This window comes from Flavobacterium xinjiangense (assembly GCF_900142885.1).
Taxonomy (GTDB): domain Bacteria; phylum Bacteroidota; class Bacteroidia; order Flavobacteriales; family Flavobacteriaceae; genus Flavobacterium; species Flavobacterium xinjiangense.
Genome location: NZ_FRCL01000005.1, coordinates 1 through 21,479, shown reverse-complemented (window position 1 = coordinate 21,479; position 21,479 = coordinate 1). Strand labels below are relative to the sequence as shown.

The following is a 21,479-nucleotide window of genomic DNA, read 5'->3' as shown; positions in this document are numbered from 1 at the left end:
AATTAAGATTGACAAAATTTTGCAGAACAAAAAAAAACCACAACATTAACGTTAATGTTGTGGTGATGTATAGTTTTTATAGCAGAATAAATCGAAAACTATACAGCCAAAATGTACTCAACAAGGCCTTGTTCGTGTGATAAATCCATTTTTTTGCGTAAACGGTATCTTTTTATTTCTACGCTACGTACTGAAATATTTAATAAAGGAGCAACTTCTTTAGAAGAAAGATTCAATCTAAGGTACGCGCATAATCTCAAGTCATTTGGTGTTAACAACGGATGTGCTAATTTAATTTTTTTCAAAAAGTCTTTATCCGCATTGTCAAAAGCTTCTTTAAAAACGCTCCAAGTATCGTCCTCAGTGATGTTTTTATTGATAGTAGATATTACAGATTTTATACTTCTGTTTCCATCATCAGTAGTTTTTTTCAAATCCTCTTTTATAAAAGCCAACAATTCATTTTTACTATTCAGACTCATCGTAGAAACAGCCAATTCTCTGCTTTTAGCGTCAACATCCTGCGAGAGCTGTTCGTTCCTCACTCTCATTATCTCCTGTTCATTTTCAAGCTCCTTAATTTCCAATAAAAGATTATTTTCTTCTATCAGTTTTTCTTTTTGCTTCTGGTAATAACTTTTATATGTTTTATGAATGAATCGTATTACAATGAGACTCAAAATCAGATAAATAAAAATAGCCAAAGTAGTCGCGTACCACGGTTTACGTATGCTAAACGAATATATTGCCGTATTATCCAGACTTGAATTGGCAAATTTTGCCCTTACTTTAAACGCATAGTCGCCAGAAGGCAAATTTTTGAAATTCACTGTGGGTTTTGCACTCCATTCACTCCATTCGTCTTGAAATCCTTCTAAAAGAAACTGATATTCAGCATTGATATACTTATTATATTCAGGCACTGTATAACTGAATGTGATATTATTATCATCGTATTTAAAACTTCCATTCTCTTGAATAGATCTATTTTCTAAGGCTTCATTCAACTTATTAGTGGCAATATTAGATATTGAAACATTGTAATTTTTAAAACTCAAGTCATTAATATTCATTGTATAATACCCATCTGTTGTACCAATCAGGTAATCAGAATTTGAAATTTGAGAAATATTTTCAAATCCCAACATAGAATTCGTTAGTGACGCAGGAATTGGAATCACATTTTGCTTAAGCTGATTACTCAATTTACTCAAGGAGAAATAATGAATATAATTTTTTGAGAATAACCAGATTTTATTGGAATTATCAACTATTAATTTCCCTGATGTATATTCATCTTTTTCAAAAACGGAACTCAACAATTTATCTTTTTCAAATTGTTTCGTTTTTGCATTCAATTTAAAAATACCTTCTTTATAAGCATAATAAATTGCATTATTAAACTTTGTTAAGCTCGCATTTTTCCCTTTTTGTGGGGTTACATAAGTTGTAAAACCACCCGTCTTTAGCAACTTATTATCTAGTTGCAATCTAAAAACTCCTTTGTATTCATGGCTTACATATACTTCAAGCGAATTCGTAATTTCCAGATATCTGGCGGAATAATCAAATCCTTTTATTTTATTTCTAAAACGCCACTGGTTATCCACTTTTTCCAATACTGAAATTCCGTAGTAATTTCCTTGAAGCAACAAGCCTTTTTGATTAGGGACAGTTTCAAATTTCCAGGTCCCTGATTTCGGAAATATATTTCTTGCAGCCCCATCATCAACAATAAATGTTCCAGAGTCATGGCCACAAAACAAAGTTCCGTCATATTCAAATAAAGACCAAACTTGGCCCTTTGTGCCATTGACAAATTTAAATTCATTATCCGTCTGATACTCTTTACAAAACAATCCTTGATTGGTTCCTATATATAATTTCCCATTGTACAACTTTGAGGTGTATATAGTACCTAAATTTCCTGTGTTATCTACAAAATTTTGAATAGGAGACTGAAGATTAAGGCAGTTAATACCGTTGTCCAAACCAACCCACAGATTTTTATCAACATCCTCAAACAAGGACAATGCGGTATTGTTGCTCAATCCTTTACTCTGGTAAATATGATATTTAATTTTTCCTTCCTTCGTCAAAATAAAAATTCCGTTAGAAATTGTACCCAGCGCGTAACTCCCATCAGACAGCAACTGACTACTATAAACACTGCTGTCATTTAATTGAGAATCCGCCTCCGTTGAAAATTTAGACAAATCATTTCCTACCAATTTGTAGAAACCGTTTAACTGAGTTTGAATCAGCAGCCCTTCATCAATAGAAAAAACATTGACTATCCTGTTGTTTTTTAACACAGGATTATTCGAAACTAATCTTCCTTTTCCGCTTTCAATTTCAAAAAGGCCTTCATTAATCGTTTGAAAATAAATGGAGTTCTTAGTCCTAAACGACTTGGTAATACTATTGCTAGCTGCAATTATTTTGAAATTTCCTGTTTTTGAATCATAAATGTAAATTCTGTTTAATGATTGAAAAATAACCCATTGATCGTAATTTAATATGTTCCAGAACTGCTCATCATCAAGAATTTTACTTTTTATGGTATTACTCAAGGAAGTATATTTCAATTTCCCATTGGCTTGTCTTTTCCAAAAACCAAATTCCATGTAACTTCCAGTATAAACGTTGTTACCTATGACTTTCACAGAACGAACAATAGTTTCGTTTGGCGAAGCATACAATTCCCAAGTAGAACCATTGAATTCTAAAAGACCATCATTATTAGCAAAATAAACATAGTGCTGCTGATCTTGTGAAATCATCCAGTTTTGATTACCTGCACCGTAATTGGTTGGAGAATATTTTACAATGGGTGGTAACTCCTGAGAAAAAAGAGAAGTAGTCAGTAAAATGAATAAAATATATAATTTCGTTTTCAATTGAATAGAGATATTAATTTATTTCAAAAATAATCTTAAAAATACTGTTTTTATGTTTAAAGCGAATATTTAAACCATACAATTTAAAAAATCATCATTTTGATGCTATTTATATTCATAAAAATGCTTTTATTAGATAAAATTTGTGATTCGTTCAATCCCTTTTCTCAGTTGAAAATTGATTACTTTTGTGAAAATTATTGATTTTATGCAAGTTGACCTTTCTACCTTAGATCCAAAGAAAAATATCATCATAAAAGGCGCACAAGTACATAACTTAAAGAATGTAGATGTTGCGATTCCCAGAAATAAATTAGTGGTTATAACTGGGCTTTCGGGTTCTGGAAAATCAAGTTTAGCTTTTGATACTTTGTATGCAGAAGGGCAACGCCGTTATGTAGAAAGTTTATCATCCTATGCACGACAATTCCTTGGAAGATTAGACAAACCAAAAGTTGAATATATCAAAGGAATTGCTCCAGCAATTGCAATCGAACAAAAAGTAAACACCACTAATGCCCGCTCTACAGTAGGAACTTCGACTGAAATTTACGATTATATAAAACTGTTGTTTGCCAGAATTGGTAGAACGTATTCACCTGTTTCTGGGAGGGAAGTCAAAAAAAACACAGTTACTGATGTTGTCACTGAAGTACAAAGCTTCGAAATAGACAGCAAATGGCTACTCCTCGCTCCTATTCACCTGGAAGAAGGAAGAAAAGTGGAAGACAAACTAAAAGTACTTTTGCAGCAGGGGTTTGCCCGAATCTTAGTTAATAATGAAATGGTTCGTCTAGACGATTTACCGGACTCATTAGGCAAAAAAGAAATCTTTTTAATTATTGACCGAATTGTAGTCAATCATGAAACTTCGGGAGAAGAAGAGTTCTACAATCGTCTTGCCGATGCGGTACAGACTGCCTTTTTTGAAGGAAAGGGAATTTGTCATTTGCAGGAATTAAATTCGGATAAAAGATATTCTTATTCCAATAATTTTGAACTAGATGGCATTACCTTCTTGGAACCAAATGTTCATCTATTTAGTTTCAATAATCCTTATGGTGCCTGCCCAGTTTGTGAAGGTTACGGAAATATAATAGGAATTGACGCTGAATTAGTTGTCCCAAACACGACTTTATCAGTATTCGAAAACGCTATTTTTCCTTGGCGTGGCGAGAGTATGAGTTGGTTTCGAGATGAATTAGTTAACAACGCTTACAAGTTTGATTTCCCTATTCACAAGCCATTCTACCAATTATCAGAAGATCAAAAAGAATTGATTTGGAATGGAAATGAATATTTCCAAGGCCTAAATGGTTTCTTTAAAGAACTGGAAGAAAAAAATTATAAAATCCAAAACCGAGTGATGCTTTCTCGCTATAGAGGGAAGACAAAATGCTACTCCTGCAAGGGAAAACGCCTTCGAATTGAGGCTTCCTACGTGAAAATTAATTCTAAAACGGTTTCTGATTTAGTTGATTTACCTATTAAACACCTAGTTCGTTTCTTTGACAGCATTGATTTAGATGTTTACGAAAAGCAAATTGCTAAGCGTTTATTGGTGGAAATTAATAATCGCTTATCCTTTTTAACAGAAGTAGGATTGGATTATCTTACTTTAAATAGAAATTCAGCTACACTTTCCGGAGGAGAATCACAACGCATCAATTTAGCCACTTCACTGGGAAGCAGTTTAGTGGGATCCATGTATATCCTGGACGAACCAAGTATTGGTTTACACCCAAAAGACACGGAACGTTTGATAAAAGTATTGTTATCACTTCGTGATTTAGGCAATACTGTTATTGTGGTAGAACACGATGAAGATATCATGACAGCAGCAGATATGATTATCGATATTGGCCCGGAAGCGGGAACTTTAGGCGGTCATTTAGTTGCTCAGGGAACCTATGAGGAAATCCTAAAATCGACTTCACTTACAGCAAAATATTTAAATGGTGATCTAGAAATTACCGTTCCAAAAAAACGAAGACCTTTCAAGAATTTTATCGAGATAAAAGGTGCCAGAGAGAACAATCTTCAAAATATAGATGTTACTTTTCCGCTGGATGTATTAACGGTAATCACAGGAGTTTCAGGAAGCGGAAAAAGTACGCTTGTCAAGAAAATTTTGTTTCCTGCGATGCAAAAAAAGCTAGAGAATGTGGGTGAAAAAGCAGGTCAATTTACTGAAATGACAGGTTCATTTTCGCAAATTAAGCATATTGAATATGTAGATCAAAATCCTATAGGGAGAAGTTCTCGTTCAAATCCAGTTACTTATATCAAGGCCTATGATGACATCAGGGAATTATATGCCAAAGAAAAATTGTCTAAAGTAAGAGGTTATCAGGCTAAACATTTTTCTTTTAATGTTGATGGTGGAAGATGTGAAACCTGTAAAGGAGAAGGTTCTATAAATGTAGAAATGGTTTTTATGGCTGATGTACAATTGCCTTGTGAAACTTGCAATGGAAAACGATTTAAGAAAGAAGTTTTAGAAGTTGCTTTTGAAGGCAAGAACATTCACGATATTCTAACCATGACTGTTGATGATTCTATTGCGTTTTTTACAGCTCATAAACAAAATAAAATCATTCAAAAATTGCAACCGCTTCAGGATGTTGGCTTGGGATATGTGCAACTAGGACAATCCTCTTCTACTCTTTCCGGTGGAGAAGCACAGCGTATAAAACTAGCTTCTTTCTTGGTGAAAGGAGCGACAAAGGATAAAGCACTTTTTGTTTTTGACGAACCTACAACTGGATTGCATTTTCACGATATCAAGAAACTATTAGCTTCATTTGACGCTTTGATAGAAAAAGGTCATTCAATAATTGTAATTGAACACAACCTTGATCTGATAAAATGTGCAGATTGGATTATCGATTTAGGCCCAGAAGGTGGGGAAAATGGAGGGAAATTATTGGCAGTAGGAACTCCTGAACAAATTGTAAAAATAAAGGAATCAGTAACCGCAAAATATCTTAAAGAAAAAATATAAAAACCTTATCCAAAATAACAATTTTCTTCAAAGGTATTTCCATCCTCATCGATCGCAACTAAAATCTTTTGTTCTCTGGAAGAAACATAAGTCTGATATATCCACGGTATAGTCCACAATCCTAAGGTAACGCAGCATATTAGAAAATTGAAACTATGATCTACTGCTTTAGCATCTTTTGATAAAACGGCAAATGGTAATTTATCATTCCTTTCTTCAATTACAAACCCATTGTTAATTTTATTAGCAATAATATTTGAATATTTTTTTAGATTATCTTCGTTCGAAATTTGTGAAATGACCATAATTATTATTTTTATTGTGGCTAATTAATTTTACTTTTTAACTAGTTTAGACAAATAATTAATTACAAAATTAAGGGTTACATATAATTTATACAATACCCACTTTTAGTGATTTTTCAATTATGTCTAAATAATCTAATATCCTGATATTAAATTAGGTTACAAATATATTTTTAAAATCATTCTTAAATATTACATAATAGTTTTAGAGATTTATATAATTCACACTTTTTGAAATAAAAAAGATGAAAAATGGGTGTCTATTTTTCGCTTTTAAGAAAAACAAACACCCATTTTTATGCTGCCAGTAATTTTATTTTAATTATTTTATTTTTAATCTCTTCAAAATAGAATCTAAGACTTGGTTTATTTCTATAGAGATAGCAAATCTATAATTGATGTACACATATAAAACGGTCACTAATATAGATTTCATTCCAATCGCAATAATAGGATGAAACGGGAACTCCCAGAAATAAAACAGTAGAAATAATATAAAAGTAATCACAATGGAATATAAAGTTTGATTTGTAAAAGGATACAAATGCAACCGCTTAACAACGAAAAGTAATTTAGCAAGACTATATAATGTAATCGATAATAAAGTTGCAAAAGCAGAGCCCATAATACCATATATTGGGATAAAGATCATGTTCAATCCGACGGTTAACACTACTAAGCCCACTCCCAAAAACAAAACCGTTCGATAATACTTTGTATTGAAAATGATTGCATTATTATTACCTAAAATTAAATCAAAATACTTAGAGATTCCAATCATAAAAACCACCATAATACCACCACTATATTCTTTGGGCACCATTTCATACAATTGATTGATATTAACAAAAATACCCAACATTACTAAACCGCCTACCACTTGCAAATTGATAGAGGTTTTTTTGTACAGATCATTTAGCTCTTCCTGCTTATTTTCGTGCATTAATCGTGCAGTTATAGGATAAACTATTTGATGCATAGCGCGGCTGGGAACCGATATTACTAATGCAATGTAAGTCGCAACAGAATAAAAGGCAATATTTTCGATATGCATGTACTGATTAAGAATCATTTTATCTCCATCCAAAAGTAAATTAGCAACACTTCCTGATAAAATAATATAAAAAGTATAGGTCAATATTTCTTTCGTATTTGCAGGTATCGTGAACTGAAAACTCGGTTTCTGGATACTAAATGCATAGAACATAGTGACCAAAAATGCTAAAAAATACAATCCTGCTGTTGCATATACAAATCCTTCCACAGAAAGCCAATTGTAATAAACTCCGATTAATAAAAACAAAGAAAACAACCGCAAACCTACTTCCTTAATAAAATTACCAAAAACGGAATGCATGTGTACTCGCAACCAAGCATAAAAAATTTCAAAATACGCCATACATAGTCCTATAAATGGTATCAGCCAAATATAACTTTTGACAATGGCATTCTTTTTTGATAAAAAGAATAAAATTTCATCATAAAAGAAAAGTCCAATGAACAACATTGGAATTATTAATAATAGAGGGAATAAAACCGTAAAGGATAAAAAACGAGATTTTTCGTCTTCAGTTTGATATTGAGAATAAAACTTTACCAACGTGTTTTGCATTCCAATAGCAAATAATGGCATAATCACATTCGCGCAAGAAGTTACGTAATTAGTTAAACCATAAAAAGTTGCCCCAAGAAAAACAGGATACAAATAAATAGTGTTTATCCCGCCAATTCCAAATCCAATATAGGTTATTACGGTATTCTTTAAGGACTGATTTAATACTATTCCCATTATTTTATCATTGCGAGATACTAAGTAATCTCACTTTTAATTTACATTTTGTTAAGCAATCCAACCAATTCTCCTGTTAAGCTTTTTCTGGAATATTTCTGTAAGCCAACTCCGTATGATTGAAGTTTGCCCTGCAAAAACTGATTGTAAAAATCCAAAATTACACTTTTTAATCTCATTTTTTCAGAATAATCTAGGAACACGCCAGTATTGGTCGTCGTTATGATTTCGGCAAAATCAGAATCTTTTGGACCAATAGCAATAATGGGTCTGTTAGAAACCATATATTCGAATAGTTTTCCTGGAATTATGCTTTTGGTGTCTTCAGAATCGATTTCAATAAGCAACAAAACTTGCGATTTTCTTTGATGCGCAATCGCTTCCGAATGTGAAACGTAGCCCAGATTATTCAAAAAGGAATTTAGTTTAAATTGCGAAATGGTTTCTAAAACTTCCTGGCTTACAGCTCCAATCAATTTGATTTCCAAATGCGATTTAAATTCAGGAATTTCATTAAGTAATTCGACTAAACTTTCCCATAATATACTAGGATTTCTTTCAGAAAGAAAAGATCCAATGTGCGCCAAACTAAATTTCGTATCCAAAATTTGTTTTTCGACTTTCTCATCATCGTAACCATTGGTGATTACCGTAATGGGCTTGCGTGTAATCGCTTCAAACTCTGTTTTAGTAGTTTTACTCGTCACGATAATTGTGTCAGCAGTATTTAAAACTTGATGCTCTAACGTTTTGTGTTTTTTGGCCGCATAATTAGACAATCGCAATGATTTATGATAACCAATCGTTGTCCAAGGATCACGGAAATCAGCAAACCATTTTACATTTAATTTTTGTTTTAATACTAATCCAATGAGATGCAAACTGTGTGGCGGCCCCGAAGTGATAATAGTATCAATATTGTTTTCAACTACGTATTTTTCTAAATAAGAAACCGATGGTTTCACCCAGAAAACACGCGCATCTGGAATAAACAAATTTCCTCTTATCCAAAGGAATGTTTTATCCAGCAAAGATTGCTTTTTTTGATTTGGAATAATCCCAGAACTAATTTTCTTGGTTTTATTCTTCGAAAAAAAAGAAGCCAGTTGATAGGGTTCAAAAATCTTCTGTTTCAAAATAATTGCCTTATCCGAAACTTCTTTAACCAAATTTTCATCAACAATGGGATATGTAGGATTCTCCGGAATGTACACAACAGGCTGAATTCCAAAATCAGGCAAATATTTCACAAATTTGAGCCAACGCTGTACACCGGGACCTCCTGCCGGTGGCCAATAATAGGTAATTATGAGGATTTTCTTTGGTTCCAAGTTTAAGGTTTAAGGTTTAAGGTTTAAGGTTTCGAAACCTCAGAATTCAACATTAATTATTCAACATTCAAAAAACTTTAAACTTTAAGCTTTAAACCTTTTTTCCTTTCAAAATAAATTCCTCCAACTAAAAGCAATAACATTCCAACCACACTAATTAAAGTAATCGTACTTCCTGTTTTGATAACTAGCGGCTCGAACTTGAATTCTATAGCATGTTTTCCTGCTGGAATTTGCAACCCTCTTAAAACATAATCCACACGAATGTGATCTACCTTTTTTCCATCGATAAAAGCATTCCATCCTTTTCCATAATACATTTCAGAGAAAACAGCAAAGCCTTCATTAGCATTATTTGAAGTGTACTTTAAATGATTGGGTTTGTATGAATCCAAAGTTATTGTAGCCGAACTGTCTTTGGCGAAAGCCTTATTTTTAATTTCAAAGTCTTTGCTATTTACGATCGCCAAATTTTTAGAATCTAAACTATCCAAAGCTTTCATTTCTTCATCAGCAGAATTCACTAATTTTACTTGGCTCACAAACCATGCGTTACCATTGGCATTAGGATTCGACGTTGGAAATTCTTTTCCTTCTTTATCTGTTTGAATTACATACTTCACATCCAACATATTTAGGATTTCCATATTGTTTTTGGCAATTTGGTAATCGAATAATTGCTGCATTCTTCGAGGTCGCACCGCGCTATATCCTCCGATAGATTTATGAAAATACGAAGATCTGGCGTTTAATAAACCGTTTACTTCAAAAACGCGATAATTTGTAGTGTCTTTTAGAATTTGAGTATCCGAAGGGCTTTCCTGAAAAGGTACTTCAACTTGTTGTTTAGACACAAAATCCTTCCCCGAAACATATTTTTTATCGACAAAAAACAAGTCGAAAATCATTAAAATACCCACCAGAATAACAGCGGTATTTTTAGCTAATTTATTTTTTATATACATCCATAAAATACCCGCAGAAAGCAGAATAAAGAAACAAGAGCGAAGCAAATCTGCTGTATATAAACTTTTTCTATCTTCTTTTAATGCATCAATAAATCCAATCCCAAAAGCTTTATCTTGACCTTGACTGAACATTTGTAATAATTGTGCATCCATTTGTCCAACAAAATCAAACATATTTCTAAATAGAAACAAACCTATAAACAATCCAAAGACCGTTGCTGAAGCTTTCCATAAACTTGGCCATTGTTGTTCTTTATCTTGAGTAAAAAACGATTGCAATCCCATTACCGCCAAAACTGGAAAACATAATTCTAAAATTACCTGAATAGAAGAAACTGCCCTAAACTTATCATACATTGGAACAAAATCAATAAAAAAATCGGTTACAATAGAAAAGTTTTTACCCCAAGATAATATCAATGAAAACAATGCTCCTGTAAGAAAAACATATTTAATTTTTCTTTTATCATGATATAATCCAAGAATACTTAAAAAGAAAACGACAACTCCAATATAAGCTGGTGCTGCAACTATAGGCTGTTGCCCCCAATAAGTAGATCCGTAATTTTCTGTAAATTGTAACGCTTCTGCAGGCGATGTAATGTATTGTGATATATATTTGTAAACACTTGAATCTTCATTAAGTTTTTCACTATTCCCACCTCCAAAAAGTCTTGGAGCAATAAGGTTAAAACTTTCGGCAATTCCGTAACTGTATTCCGTGATGTACTCTTTGCTCATGGCACTGTTACCGATGATTTTTGATCCGTCAGGATTGAAGGTCAATTCGCTTTTTCCACGTATGCTAAAATTGGCATATTCAGTTGTTGCCAATAAATTCGTAGCATTGGCTCCAATAGCAAAAATTCCTGCAACTGCTAAAACTCCAAAAGAGTAAAGCATCGATTTATACTGCTTTTCTTTGACATCCTGATAAATAAAATAACCAGAAAGTATCAATAAGAAAATCAACAGGTAATAAGTCATTTGGAAATGATTGGCATTAACTTCTAATGCCACAGCAAACATGGTGATTAAACCACCTAAAACATATTTTTTTCGAAAAACCAATATAAAACCAGCAATAACGAGCGGCATGTAAGCAATCGCATGGGCTTTAGCATTATGACCAACACCCAGAATTACAATTAAATAAGTAGAAAAACCAAAAGCCAAAGCACCAAAAAAGGCTTTCAGAGGATCAATCTTCAAGACCAATAACAGTCCGTAAAAGCCTAAGAAGTATAAAAATAAATAATCGGCAGGACGCGGTAAAAAGCGCAATGCGTCATCAATCATTCCAATATAATCGTGCGGGTATTTGGCCCCTAATTGATACGTAGGCATTCCACCAAAAGCAGCGTTTGTCCAATAGGGTTCTATGTGATCTGAGGCTCTAAAATCGTTTTGCTCTTTGGCCATTCCGGTATATTGAACAATATCCGATTGGAAAATTTGTTTTCCTTGTAAAACAGGATAAAAATAAATAAGAGAAATGAGTACAAAACCAAGGATGGCTGCGGCGTGCGGATAGAACTTATTAAGAATTTTCATTAAAAAAGTTTAGAGTTTAAAGTTTACGATTGATTTCCAAAAACCCGCATAAAATTCAGATTTCTATCAACCAAGCAAACTATATGGTGCAAACTTAATCAATTTCTTCATAATCCACATAATCTCCTACTTTTTTGGTTTCGCGAGGATTTTTAGAATTAGCAGTATCATATATGACTTCATTCTTGCTTTGCGTTTTGTTCCAAGAATTATCTTGTGAGTATTGTTGCTGTTTCTGAAAATTCTCTCCTGCTTTCTGCACCACTTTTTTCACCAATAGAGGCAAAAATAATTTTGCCAAAAATTTAAAAATATAATAGAAAGCTATCATGTAGAAGATGGTTTCTATAAAACCTGTAAAAGAGGCTGTTTGCATAATCAAAATATTTTTTGCCAAAATTAAGAAATCAAACGTTCAAAATTAAAATATCATTCTTAAATAAATAATAAAATATAGTACATTTGAAATGCGTTATTACTTTTAATCTCAAAAAAATAATATGTTCAAAATCAAAATCATACTTGCTGCTGCTATTTTTATGATTCCATTTGTTCAATATGGCCAACACACTGATCAAATCAACTCCAACAGACCCGGTGAGACCATGTCTGCTTTTGCTGTTGGAAAAAAAGTAATTCAAGTTGAAACAGGGATCTATGGAATAAAAGAAAATCATCGTTTACTGAATTATGATGCGAATGGTTTTGGACTGGATCTAACGTTACGATATGGCTTCTTTCTTGAAAAATTAGAATTAGTAGCCGATTTACAATATCAAAACGAGACATTCACAACTCCTTTAAGCAGTGTCAAAAAATCAGCGCTAAAGCAAACCGTTTTGGGAGCAAAATATTTGATTTATGATCCATTCAAAAATTATGAAAAAAAAGTAAATGTATACAGCTGGAAAGCAAATCAGGCTTTCAACTGGCACCAATTAATTCCTGCTGTTTCTGTATTTGCTGGTGCCAATTTTACCATGGCGGATAATCCTTACTATTTTTCTCCAGATGCTAATATTTCTCCAAAAATCATGTTGATTACCCAAAATCATTTGGGTGACGGAACATGGGTTTTTGTAACCAATATCATTGCTGATTACGTAACAACTGACTATCCAAGTTACGGTTACGTACTAACTTTAACAAAAGGATTTAACGATAAATGGTCTGGATTTATAGAAAATCAAGGCTTCAAGAGTGATTTTTACAGCGATGCTATTGTTAGAGGTGGAGCCGCTTATTTATTGAATAAAGACATGCAAATCGATGCGTCCATAAGTACCAATTTTAAGGATACCCCAACAGTACTTTATGGAGGCGTTGGCTTTTCGTGGCGCTACGATACCAATTATGAAGAAGTAAGAATGGACCTTGACAAAGGCGGAAACAAAAAATCTAAGTCTGTAAAAAAAGCAGAAAAGAAAAATAAAAAACGCAAAGACGAAATAGAAAATACACTATAAAATTCTACAATGATTACAATAAAAGAAGCTAAAACAAAAACTGAATTAACGAATTTCATCAAATTCCCTTTTTCTTTATATAAAAACAATAAAAACTGGGTTCCTCCATTAATCGCAGATGAACTCGAAAGTTTTGACAAAACAAAAAACCCTGCTTTCGAAAATGCCGAAGCCTACTTTTATATTGCTTACAAAGACAATAAAATTGTTGGACGGATTGCTGCTATCATTAATTGGAAGGAAGTAAATGACCAACAAAAAAAGAAAGTCCGTTTCGGTTGGTTTGATGTTATCGATGATATTGAAGTGACAAAAGCATTGCTTGACAAAGTCTATGAATTAGGTCGAAAAAATAATTTAGAACACGTTGAAGGGCCAATGGGATTTTCTAACTTGGATAAAGTTGGTATCTTAACCGAAGGTTTTGACGAAATAGGCACCATGATTACGTGGTACAATCATCCCTATTATGCTAATCATTTTGAACAGTTGGGTTTTGTTAAAGAGAAAGAATACATTGAAAGTAAATTCCCTTTTTCAAATGTAAAACCGGAATTTTTTGAAAAAGCGAATGAATTGGTAAAAAGAAGATACCAATTATCTCCATTAAATTTCAAAACAACCAAAGAAGTAATGCCTCATGTGGATAAAATGTTTGATTTATTCAATGAATCTTATGCATCTCTTTCTTCTTTTGTAGCCATCTCCGATACAGAAAAAGAATATTTCAAGAAAAAATATATTAGTTTTATCAATCCTGAATTCATCAAATTTGTCGAAGATAAAGACCATAATATTGTTGCTTTCAGTATTGTGATGCCCTCTTTTTCTGAGGCGATACAAAAGGCAAAAGGTAAATTATTCCCTTTTGGATTTCTTCATTTGCTAAAAGCAAAAAAACAAAGTAAGGATGTGCTTTTCTACCTTATTGGCGTTCTTCCAGAATATCAAAACAAAGCTGTAACGGCAATCATTTTTAAAGAATATTACGAAACTTTCAAAGAAAAAGGAATTATCAATTGCTTCAGAACACCCGAATTAGCAGATAATGCCGCCAGTATTAACTTGTGGAAACATTTTAATACGGTTGTACATAAAAGAAGGTGTACGTTTCGTAAAGAATTATAGTTTTAAAGTTGTCTTTACAAAAATTGATATTTAATATAATAACTAAAAAAATCCATCAGACGCAGCGAGGCCAATGAAAAAGTCTTTTTTACGAATAAATTACAAATACAAAAGGAGCAGAAATAAATTTTTCTGCTCCTTTTTTTTCCTTTTGAGTGTAATCATAAGCCCTTTTTATTGTTGAAAATCGACCCCAAACCTTGTAATTCAAAATTTTTATTTATTTGGAATTATTTACTTTCTAAAATTATTCGCTCTTCGGAAAGACAATTCTTTATTGTATGAATCCGAATTAATTATCGCAGAAAGTAAAACCGTATAAAAAACCCGATAAGAGTCGAAACCTATCGGGTGTAAAATTTAAGAGATTTAAATATTATTTTGTAAACAACAATTCTCTGTATTTCGTTAATGTCCAAAGCTCATTATCAACTAATAACTCAAGTTTATCGCAGTGCTCGCGAATTACTTCAAAATAAGGTTTCACAGCATTACAGTAAGCTTCAGCCATTTCTTGAGCATCAGTAAGAATGTTTGCTTTCTTTCTTTCATTGGTCATCTCTTCCACTTTAGAATTGATTCCTTCAATATGTCCGGAAATTTCTTTGATTAAAACAATTTGCTCTTTTGCAATTGATTCAAATTCAGCTCCAAAAATATCTTTCAATCCTTTAACGTTTTCAATTAAAGTATTTTGGTAACGAATTGCCGTAGGAATTACGTGATTTTTAGAAATATCACCTAAAACTCTACCTTCAATTTGGATTTTCTTTGTGTACTCTTCCAATTCAATTTCGTAACGTGCTTCAACTTCAATGTGGTTCATGATACCCATTTCAGAAAACAAATCTAATGCCTGTTTAGAAGCTCTGGCTTTTAATGCTTCAGGAGTTGTTTTGAAGTTACTTAAACCTCTTTTACCCGCTTCAATCTCCCAAGCGTCGCTGTAACCGTCTCCTTCGAAAAGGATATTTTTAGAAACTTTGATATATTCTCTCAATACATTGAAGATCGCGTCATCTTTCTTCATGTCTTTAGATTCAATTAATGCATCTACTTCAATTTTGAAATCTTTCAATTGTTTCGCAACAATCGTATTCAAAGTGGTCATTGAATTGGAACAGTTAGCCGAAGAACCCACCGCTCTGAATTCAAATTTATTTCCTGTAAAAGCAAATGGCGAAGTTCTGTTTCTGTCTGTATTATCTAAAAGAACATCTGGAATTTTTCCGACTACGTTCAATTTTAAATCGGTTTTTTCCTCAGGTGATAATTTTCCGGCAGTTACACCTTCTAATTCAGCCAATACTTTAGTCAATTGCTCTCCAATAAATACAGATATAATTGCCGGTGGTGCTTCATTAGCCCCTAATCTGTGGTCATTACTTGCCGTTGCAATTGCACCTCTAAGTAAAGCTTCGTAATCGTTAACCGCTTTAATAGTGTTAATAAAGAATGTTAAAAATTGTAAGTTGCTCATTGGCGTTTTACTTGGACTCAACAAGTTAACTCCAGTATCAGTTGCTAATGACCAGTTGTTGTGTTTTCCTGAACCGTTTACTCCTTTGAAAGGTTTTTCATGAAATAATACTTTCAAATCATGACGTTCCGCCACTTTTTGCATTACATCCATCAACAAACAGTTATGATCCACCGCTAAATTTGTTTCTTCAAAAATAGGTGCCAACTCAAATTGATTTGGAGCTACTTCATTGTGACGCGTTTTTACTGGTATTCCAAGCAACATACATTCTTGCTCTAAATCTCTCATGTACGTTAAAGCACGAGTTGGAATAGAACCAAAATAATGGTCATCTAATTGTTGCCCTTTTGCAGAGGTGTGTCCCAGTAAAGTTCTTCCAGTCATGATAAGATCCGGACGAGAGTCAGCTAATGATTTATCGATTAAGAAATATTCTTGCTCCCACCCTAAAGTTGCTGTTACTTTCTTAACATTTTTGTCAAAATATTTACAGACTTCAGTTGCAGCAGTATCCATTGCAGATAATGCTCTCAATAATGGAATTTTATTATCTAATGCTTCTCCTGTGTAAGAAATAAAAACGGTTGGAATACATAATGTAGTTCCATATATGAATGCTGGAGATGTTGGATCCCAAGCGGTATACCCTCTTGCTTCAAATGTGTTTCTGATTCCACCATTTGGAAAACTGGAAGCATCTGGTTCTTGCTGTACTAATTGCGCACCTCCAAATTTTTCTACCGGATCACTACCGTCATACGATGTTTCAAAGAACGCATCATGTTTTTCAGCTGTTGTTCCTGTAAGCGGCTGAAACCAGTGCGTATAATGAGTAACTCCTTTAGACAAGGCCCACTCCTTCATACCCATTGCAATATAATCAGCTAATTTTCTGTCTATTTTAGTTCCATATTGAACAGCTCCTTGCACTCCTTTGAAAGCGTCAGAAGTTAGAAATTGCTTCATTGCTTTATCATTAAAAACATTTGAACCAAAAAGAGTTGATTTTCTATCAGTTTCTTCAAAATGAACAGGTTTTCTGTTCGATGCTTCTCTCAAAGCTTGAAAACGTAATGTTGACATGTTTACAATTTTTAAGTTATTATAATAGATTTAATAAAACAGACAAATATAATCAATATTAAACAAAAATCCTGCTTATTGCAATTGTGAAATTAGTTTTTATTCCTATTTAAAATTATCATTTTGAATTTTTACCCCCCGCTAAAATACACTTATGTGAAAAATAACATATACCATAACGAAAAACACCCCCTAATTTTCCCTCCTAAATAATTTATTTTATATTTGCCAACAAATAAGAAAAACGAAATAATTTATACTATTATGGCTAAGATAAAATTAGAGTACATTTGGTTAGACGGATATGAACCAACTCAAAACTTAAGAAGTAAAACCAAAGTTGAAGAACACGAAAATTTTAAAGGTACTATAGAAGAAATAGGAAAGTGGTCTTTTGACGGTTCATCTACAAAACAAGCAGAAGGTGGTTCATCTGATTGCCTATTAGTTCCTGTTGCTATATATCCTGATCCAACGCGTATCAATGGATATTTAGTTATGACTGAAGTTATGAATGCTGATGGTACTGCTCACCCTTCTAATGGTAGAGCTACTATTGATGATGATGGTGATTTCTGGTTTGGTTTCGAACAAGAATATTTTATTATGGATACTAAAACTTTATTGCCTTTAGGATTTCCAATAGGTGGCTACCCTGCCCCACAAGGTATGTACTACTGTTCAGTAGGTGGTAAAAACACACACGGAAGAAGTTTAGTAGAAGAACATGCTGATTTATGTATCGCTGCAGGAATTAACTTTGAAGGAATTAACCAAGAAGTAGCTTGTGGACAATGGGAATTTCAATTATTCGCACAAGGAGCTAAAAAAGCAGGTGACGAAATATGGATTGCCAGATATTTATTAGATCGTTTGACTGAAAAATACGGTTACTATATTGATTACCACCCAAAACCATTAGGCGATACCGATTGGAACGGATCAGGAATGCATGCTAACTTCTCTAATGAAGTATTAAGAACATGTGGTTCTCAAGAAATTTACGAAAAAATATGTGAGGCATTTAGACCAGTAACTGCAGAACACATTGCGGTATACGGAGCATATAATGACCAACGTTTAACAGGTAAGCACGAAACTGCTTCTATCCATGATTTCTCTTATGGAATTTCTGATAGAGGAGCTTCAATCAGAATCCCGTTAATTACCGTTCAAAAAGGATGGAAAGGATGGTTAGAAGACAGAAGACCTGCATCTAACGGCGATCCATACAAAATTGCTGCAAGAATTGTAAAAACTGTAAAATCTGTTTTAATTGAAGATTCTGTTTTAGCATAAGTTTTCTTTTTCAAAACTTAATTTGTTTATATTTTAAAAGTGTCTTCGCAAATGAAGGCACTTTTTTTTTAGAAATAGTCAATAACGAATTTCCAACTCCAACTTTGTTTAAAATAAAGTTCGAACTTAAAAATCAAAAAGTATCTTTGTTCAACCATTAATAAATAACTTAATTTATGATTGTCTGGATATTATTCTTAATTGCTATTCTGTTATTTCTTGCGCTCGACTTAGGCGTTTTCAATAAAACGCCACATATTATTAGTTCTAAAGAAGCAGGAAAATGGACTGCTGTTTGGGTAGCTTTATCTTTTATGTTTTCTGGAGTTATTTACTGGCTTTACGGTACAAATTATATTGCAAATCCAGATCATTTGAAACCGGCAACGGCAGCTATAAAATTCATCACTGGCTATCTTATTGAATTATCGCTGAGTGTAGATAATATATTTGTTATCGCTGTTATATTCTCCGCTTTTAAAATACCAAAAAAATACCAACACCGGGTTTTGTTTTGGGGAATATTGGGAGCAATCATTTTTAGAGGAGCCATGATTTATTTTGGCGTTTTGTTGATCAATAAATTTGCATGGACAACTTACCTTTTTGGTGCATTTTTAATTTATACGGCAATGAGAATGCTGTTTGACAATGAAGATGAAAAATTTGAACCTAAAAAATCATTCGTTTATAAAAGTTTAAAGAAAATTGTTCCAGTTTCCAATCATATAGACAAAGAACATTTTTTTGTAAAAAGACGACATATTACTGCTGCGACCCCACTTTTTGTAGCATTGGTGGTTATCGAAGTAATGGATGTGGTATTTGCACTCGATAGTGTTCCAGCAATTTTAGCAATAACCAGTGATCCTTTTTTAGTTTTTAGTTCTAATATTTTTGCGATATTAGGTTTGCGCTCCATGTATTTCTTTTTAGCTAATATGTTGGAAAGATTCAGCTATTTAGAATATAGCCTTATTGCTATTTTAAGTTTTGTAGGTCTAAAAATGTTACTACATGATTTTATCGAATTGCCGGAATGGGTATCACTTGCTTTTATTGCGGTTTCGCTAGTAGCAGGAATCATAGTATCCTTGAAAATCAACAAAGAGGAAATTAATGAGGAAGATAATGAGTTCTAAACTTTTTTAATTTCACTAACTAAGAAGCATAAAAAAAGGGAATCTTTCGATTCCCTTTTTTTATTAAAAATGTAAACTACAAATCTATTTTTTTAATTTGGCTTTTATCAACATTCAAAGCCGACATTACTGCGTTTATGTTATTTTTATCTATCGCTGTAGAAAAACCAGCTGGAGTAATTACTATCCTTAAAACCTGATTCAATCTATAATCCGTAGAAACCGTTTGCAAATTATTACCTATCATAAAAATACTTACATCAGTAGTGGTATAATCATAGTCAAAACCAAAGTCTAATGTTCCATCAGCAAAATAATGAGTTTCCGGTAACAATTTCCAAATGTCACTTCCTTGTGGTGTTATACCTGTCAAGCGGTACACTAAAACCACATCCGAAGAATATATGCGCGGATTTAAAGTTACCAATCGACTATAATTATTAGTTGAATTAAATGAAGCGTTTACTTCAAATACTTCGCTTGTCGCAACTGGAAGAGGATCAATTTCAAAACTGCCAGAAGTAGTACAAGATTGCAAGGTGAATAATCCTGCAATGGCCAAAAAGGTAATTATCTTTTTCATGATTTAAATATTTTAATGGTTTATTTTTTTTATACATTCATGAACTGTGCCAAAGTTTATTTTCAAAAAAAATGTAGCTTTGAAAGATGCAAGAAAAACTAAAATTATACATGGTAATGCTAGGCTGCACGCCGAAAGGCCGACTTACAGAACAGCACGATATTTTTTTTGGAATTGGAACTTCCTTGAAAAATTTGATCCCGCAGATGAAAGCTTTTTGGCCTGAAGCCAAAGGAAAAATTCATATTGATGCCTGGCGAGAAGTTTGCGCAGTAGAAAATTTTTCAATTGAAATTATTGCAAAAGATGAGATTGAAAATACTTCATCAGAAAAATTGTTTTTCATCAATTTGGGCGGGTATAAAGAAAATGAATTTGAAGAATACCATTATAAAATCCTGACTGTTGCCGAAAGTATGGCTTTGGCTTCCAAAAAAGCTAGAAGATCCACTTTTTACAAACATTGCGGTTTCAAGGGAGCCCCTTCCCACATCGACGACAAATACGGGATTGATGTGGATGATATTTATAAGGTATCTGATATATTGCCTGCGCTAATTAAAGAACAGTATTCCTTAAAAATCACCAAATCTGAAATTGATTTAAAAGAAGATGAATTGCATATTGGGTATTTGAAACTAAATAAAATAACCGATTGATGATAATACATCAAATTGGCAACAACTTCCTTCACTTCGCGTGATTTCACTTTATTAAAACGCTAGCTTTAATAATGTGAAATTGTATCGAGAAGCATCAGGCACAAAACCGTTCTCGATACTTCACAATGATTTTCTATCGCAAATCATTGCTTAACTCGAACTGACGACTTTGAAACATAACAACAGCCGCCGTCACTTCGAGTGATTATGTGTTATTCAAACGATAGTTTTAATAACGCATAATTGTATCGAGAAGCATTTAACTGCACGACCGTTCTCGATACTTCGCAAAGACTTTCTATCGCAAGCCTTTGCTTAACTCGAACTGACGGGAGGAACTGACGAAACGAACTGGCGAAAAATTATTATATTCGTTACATGAAACAATCTTACGTCTATATAATCAAATGCTCCGATAAAACCTATTATACCGGTGTAACTAGTAATCTGGAACAAAGGGTATTTCAACATCAAATAGGATTTTATCCCGATTGTTATACTTTTAAAAGAAGACCTATTGAATTGGTCTTTTATTGTGAGTTTACCGACATAACTTTAGCAATAGAAAAAGAAAAACAAATTAAAAAATGGTCTCAAGCTAAAAAAGAAGCGTTAATAAATGATGAATATGATGCAATACCAAATTTAGCAAAGAAAAAGTTTAAATGATAATCACCACCGTCGTCACTTCGAGTGATTTTACAAAATTCAAACGCTAGTTTTAAAATTGTAAAATTGTATCGAGAAGCATCAGGCACACTACCCTTCTCGATACTTCGCAA

The 21,479-nt window shown here is 33.0% G+C and carries 15 protein-coding genes; 7 read left to right on the top strand and 8 right to left on the bottom strand.

Going from position 1 to position 21,479, the window contains the following annotated elements; translation table 11 throughout:
• Nucleotides 1–98: 98 nt before the first annotated feature.
• The gene (locus BUC23_RS07330; RefSeq protein ID WP_456236308.1) at nt 99–2,783 is read right to left on the bottom strand and encodes a helix-turn-helix and ligand-binding sensor domain-containing protein; all 2,685 of its coding nucleotides are present in this window, start codon (nt 2,781–2,783) and stop codon (nt 99–101) included.
• A gap of 325 nt (nt 2,784–3,108) precedes the next feature.
• Between BUC23_RS07330 and uvrA the strand changes: the two genes are divergently transcribed.
• Entirely contained in the window at nt 3,109–5,904 is a 2,796-nt protein-coding gene (gene uvrA / locus BUC23_RS07325; protein ID WP_073208420.1) for an excinuclease ABC subunit UvrA, read from the top strand.
• A gap of 5 nt (nt 5,905–5,909) precedes the next feature.
• On the opposite strand, the gene BUC23_RS07320 is transcribed toward uvrA, so the two are convergent.
• The 5 genes from BUC23_RS07320 to BUC23_RS07300 all read right to left on the bottom strand — a co-directional run bounded on the left by BUC23_RS07320 (nt 5,910) and on the right by BUC23_RS07300 (nt 12,227).
• On the bottom strand, nt 5,910–6,209 hold the full coding sequence (locus tag BUC23_RS07320) for a hypothetical protein (RefSeq protein ID WP_073207785.1): 300 nt from the start codon (nt 6,207–6,209) through the stop codon (nt 5,910–5,912).
• Nucleotides 6,210–6,531: 322 nt separating this feature from the next.
• Nucleotides 6,532–7,998 (bottom strand): oligosaccharide flippase family protein, encoded by a 1,467-nt coding sequence (locus tag BUC23_RS07315; RefSeq protein ID WP_073207782.1) that lies wholly within the window; start codon nt 7,996–7,998, stop codon nt 6,532–6,534.
• Nucleotides 7,999–8,039: 41 nt separating this feature from the next.
• Entirely contained in the window at nt 8,040–9,329 is a 1,290-nt protein-coding gene (locus tag BUC23_RS07310) for a glycosyltransferase family 4 protein (protein ID WP_073207779.1), read from the bottom strand.
• Nucleotides 9,330–9,406: 77 nt separating this feature from the next.
• The gene (locus BUC23_RS07305; protein ID WP_073207775.1) at nt 9,407–11,851 is read right to left on the bottom strand and encodes a YfhO family protein; all 2,445 of its coding nucleotides are present in this window, start codon (nt 11,849–11,851) and stop codon (nt 9,407–9,409) included.
• 94 nt (nt 11,852–11,945) lie between these two features.
• Nucleotides 11,946–12,227 carry a DUF4834 family protein gene (locus tag BUC23_RS07300; protein ID WP_073208417.1) on the bottom strand — a complete coding sequence of 94 codons (282 nt, stop codon included), beginning with the start codon at nt 12,225–12,227 and terminating at the stop codon, nt 11,946–11,948.
• A 124-nt stretch (nt 12,228–12,351) separates the two neighbouring features.
• Between BUC23_RS07300 and BUC23_RS07295 the strand changes: the two genes are divergently transcribed.
• On the top strand, nt 12,352–13,317 hold the full coding sequence (locus BUC23_RS07295; protein WP_073207772.1) for a transporter: 966 nt from the start codon (nt 12,352–12,354) through the stop codon (nt 13,315–13,317).
• Between the two features lie 9 nt (nt 13,318–13,326).
• Nucleotides 13,327–14,445 (top strand): GTP cyclohydrolase, encoded by a 1,119-nt coding sequence (locus BUC23_RS07290; protein WP_073207769.1) that lies wholly within the window; start codon nt 13,327–13,329, stop codon nt 14,443–14,445.
• A 376-nt stretch (nt 14,446–14,821) separates the two neighbouring features.
• On the opposite strand, the gene BUC23_RS07285 is transcribed toward BUC23_RS07290, so the two are convergent.
• Nucleotides 14,822–17,011, bottom strand: a complete 2,190-nt coding sequence (locus BUC23_RS07285) for a glutamine synthetase III family protein (RefSeq protein ID WP_073207765.1) — start codon at nt 17,009–17,011, stop codon at nt 14,822–14,824.
• A gap of 264 nt (nt 17,012–17,275) precedes the next feature.
• On the opposite strand from BUC23_RS07285, the gene BUC23_RS07280 reads away from it, so the two are divergent.
• Together BUC23_RS07280 and BUC23_RS07275 are read left to right on the top strand one after the other, a co-directional pair.
• Complete coding sequence (locus BUC23_RS07280) at nt 17,276–18,310, top strand: glutamine synthetase beta-grasp domain-containing protein (RefSeq protein WP_073207762.1); 1,035 nt, start codon at nt 17,276–17,278, stop codon at nt 18,308–18,310.
• A gap of 176 nt (nt 18,311–18,486) precedes the next feature.
• Nucleotides 18,487–19,452, top strand: a complete 966-nt coding sequence (locus BUC23_RS07275; RefSeq protein ID WP_073207759.1) for a TerC family protein — start codon at nt 18,487–18,489, stop codon at nt 19,450–19,452.
• A gap of 76 nt (nt 19,453–19,528) precedes the next feature.
• Here BUC23_RS07275 and BUC23_RS07270 read toward each other — a convergent pair whose 3' ends face one another.
• The gene (locus BUC23_RS07270; protein ID WP_073207757.1) at nt 19,529–20,035 is read right to left on the bottom strand and encodes a hypothetical protein; all 507 of its coding nucleotides are present in this window, start codon (nt 20,033–20,035) and stop codon (nt 19,529–19,531) included.
• A gap of 86 nt (nt 20,036–20,121) precedes the next feature.
• Here BUC23_RS07270 and BUC23_RS07265 point away from each other — a divergent pair, with 86 nt between their 5' ends.
• On the top strand, nt 20,122–20,694 hold the full coding sequence (locus BUC23_RS07265; protein WP_073207752.1) for a DUF1543 domain-containing protein: 573 nt from the start codon (nt 20,122–20,124) through the stop codon (nt 20,692–20,694).
• A gap of 381 nt (nt 20,695–21,075) precedes the next feature.
• Entirely contained in the window at nt 21,076–21,366 is a 291-nt protein-coding gene (locus BUC23_RS07260; RefSeq protein ID WP_073207749.1) for a GIY-YIG nuclease family protein, read from the top strand.
• The last annotated feature ends 113 nt before the right edge of the window (nt 21,367–21,479 follow it).

Coding starts and splice junctions, on each gene's coding strand:
- BUC23_RS07330 (WP_456236308.1), bottom strand. CDS start 2,783: ATGATTTCACAAGATCAGCAGCACTATGTTTATTTTGCTAATAATGAT.
- uvrA (WP_073208420.1), top strand. CDS start 3,109: ATGCAAGTTGACCTTTCTACCTTAGATCCAAAGAAAAATATCATCATA.
- BUC23_RS07320 (WP_073207785.1), bottom strand. CDS start 6,209: ATGGTCATTTCACAAATTTCGAACGAAGATAATCTAAAAAAATATTCA.
- BUC23_RS07315 (WP_073207782.1), bottom strand. CDS start 7,998: ATGGGAATAGTATTAAATCAGTCCTTAAAGAATACCGTAATAACCTAT.
- BUC23_RS07305 (WP_073207775.1), bottom strand. CDS start 11,851: ATGAAAATTCTTAATAAGTTCTATCCGCACGCCGCAGCCATCCTTGGT.
- BUC23_RS07300 (WP_073208417.1), bottom strand. CDS start 12,227: ATGCAAACAGCCTCTTTTACAGGTTTTATAGAAACCATCTTCTACATG.
- BUC23_RS07295 (WP_073207772.1), top strand. CDS start 12,352: ATGTTCAAAATCAAAATCATACTTGCTGCTGCTATTTTTATGATTCCA.
- BUC23_RS07290 (WP_073207769.1), top strand. CDS start 13,327: ATGATTACAATAAAAGAAGCTAAAACAAAAACTGAATTAACGAATTTC.
- BUC23_RS07285 (WP_073207765.1), bottom strand. CDS start 17,011: ATGTCAACATTACGTTTTCAAGCTTTGAGAGAAGCATCGAACAGAAAA.
- BUC23_RS07280 (WP_073207762.1), top strand. CDS start 17,276: ATGGCTAAGATAAAATTAGAGTACATTTGGTTAGACGGATATGAACCA.
- BUC23_RS07275 (WP_073207759.1), top strand. CDS start 18,487: ATGATTGTCTGGATATTATTCTTAATTGCTATTCTGTTATTTCTTGCG.
- BUC23_RS07270 (WP_073207757.1), bottom strand. CDS start 20,035: ATGAAAAAGATAATTACCTTTTTGGCCATTGCAGGATTATTCACCTTG.
- BUC23_RS07265 (WP_073207752.1), top strand. CDS start 20,122: ATGCAAGAAAAACTAAAATTATACATGGTAATGCTAGGCTGCACGCCG.
- BUC23_RS07260 (WP_073207749.1), top strand. CDS start 21,076: ATGAAACAATCTTACGTCTATATAATCAAATGCTCCGATAAAACCTAT.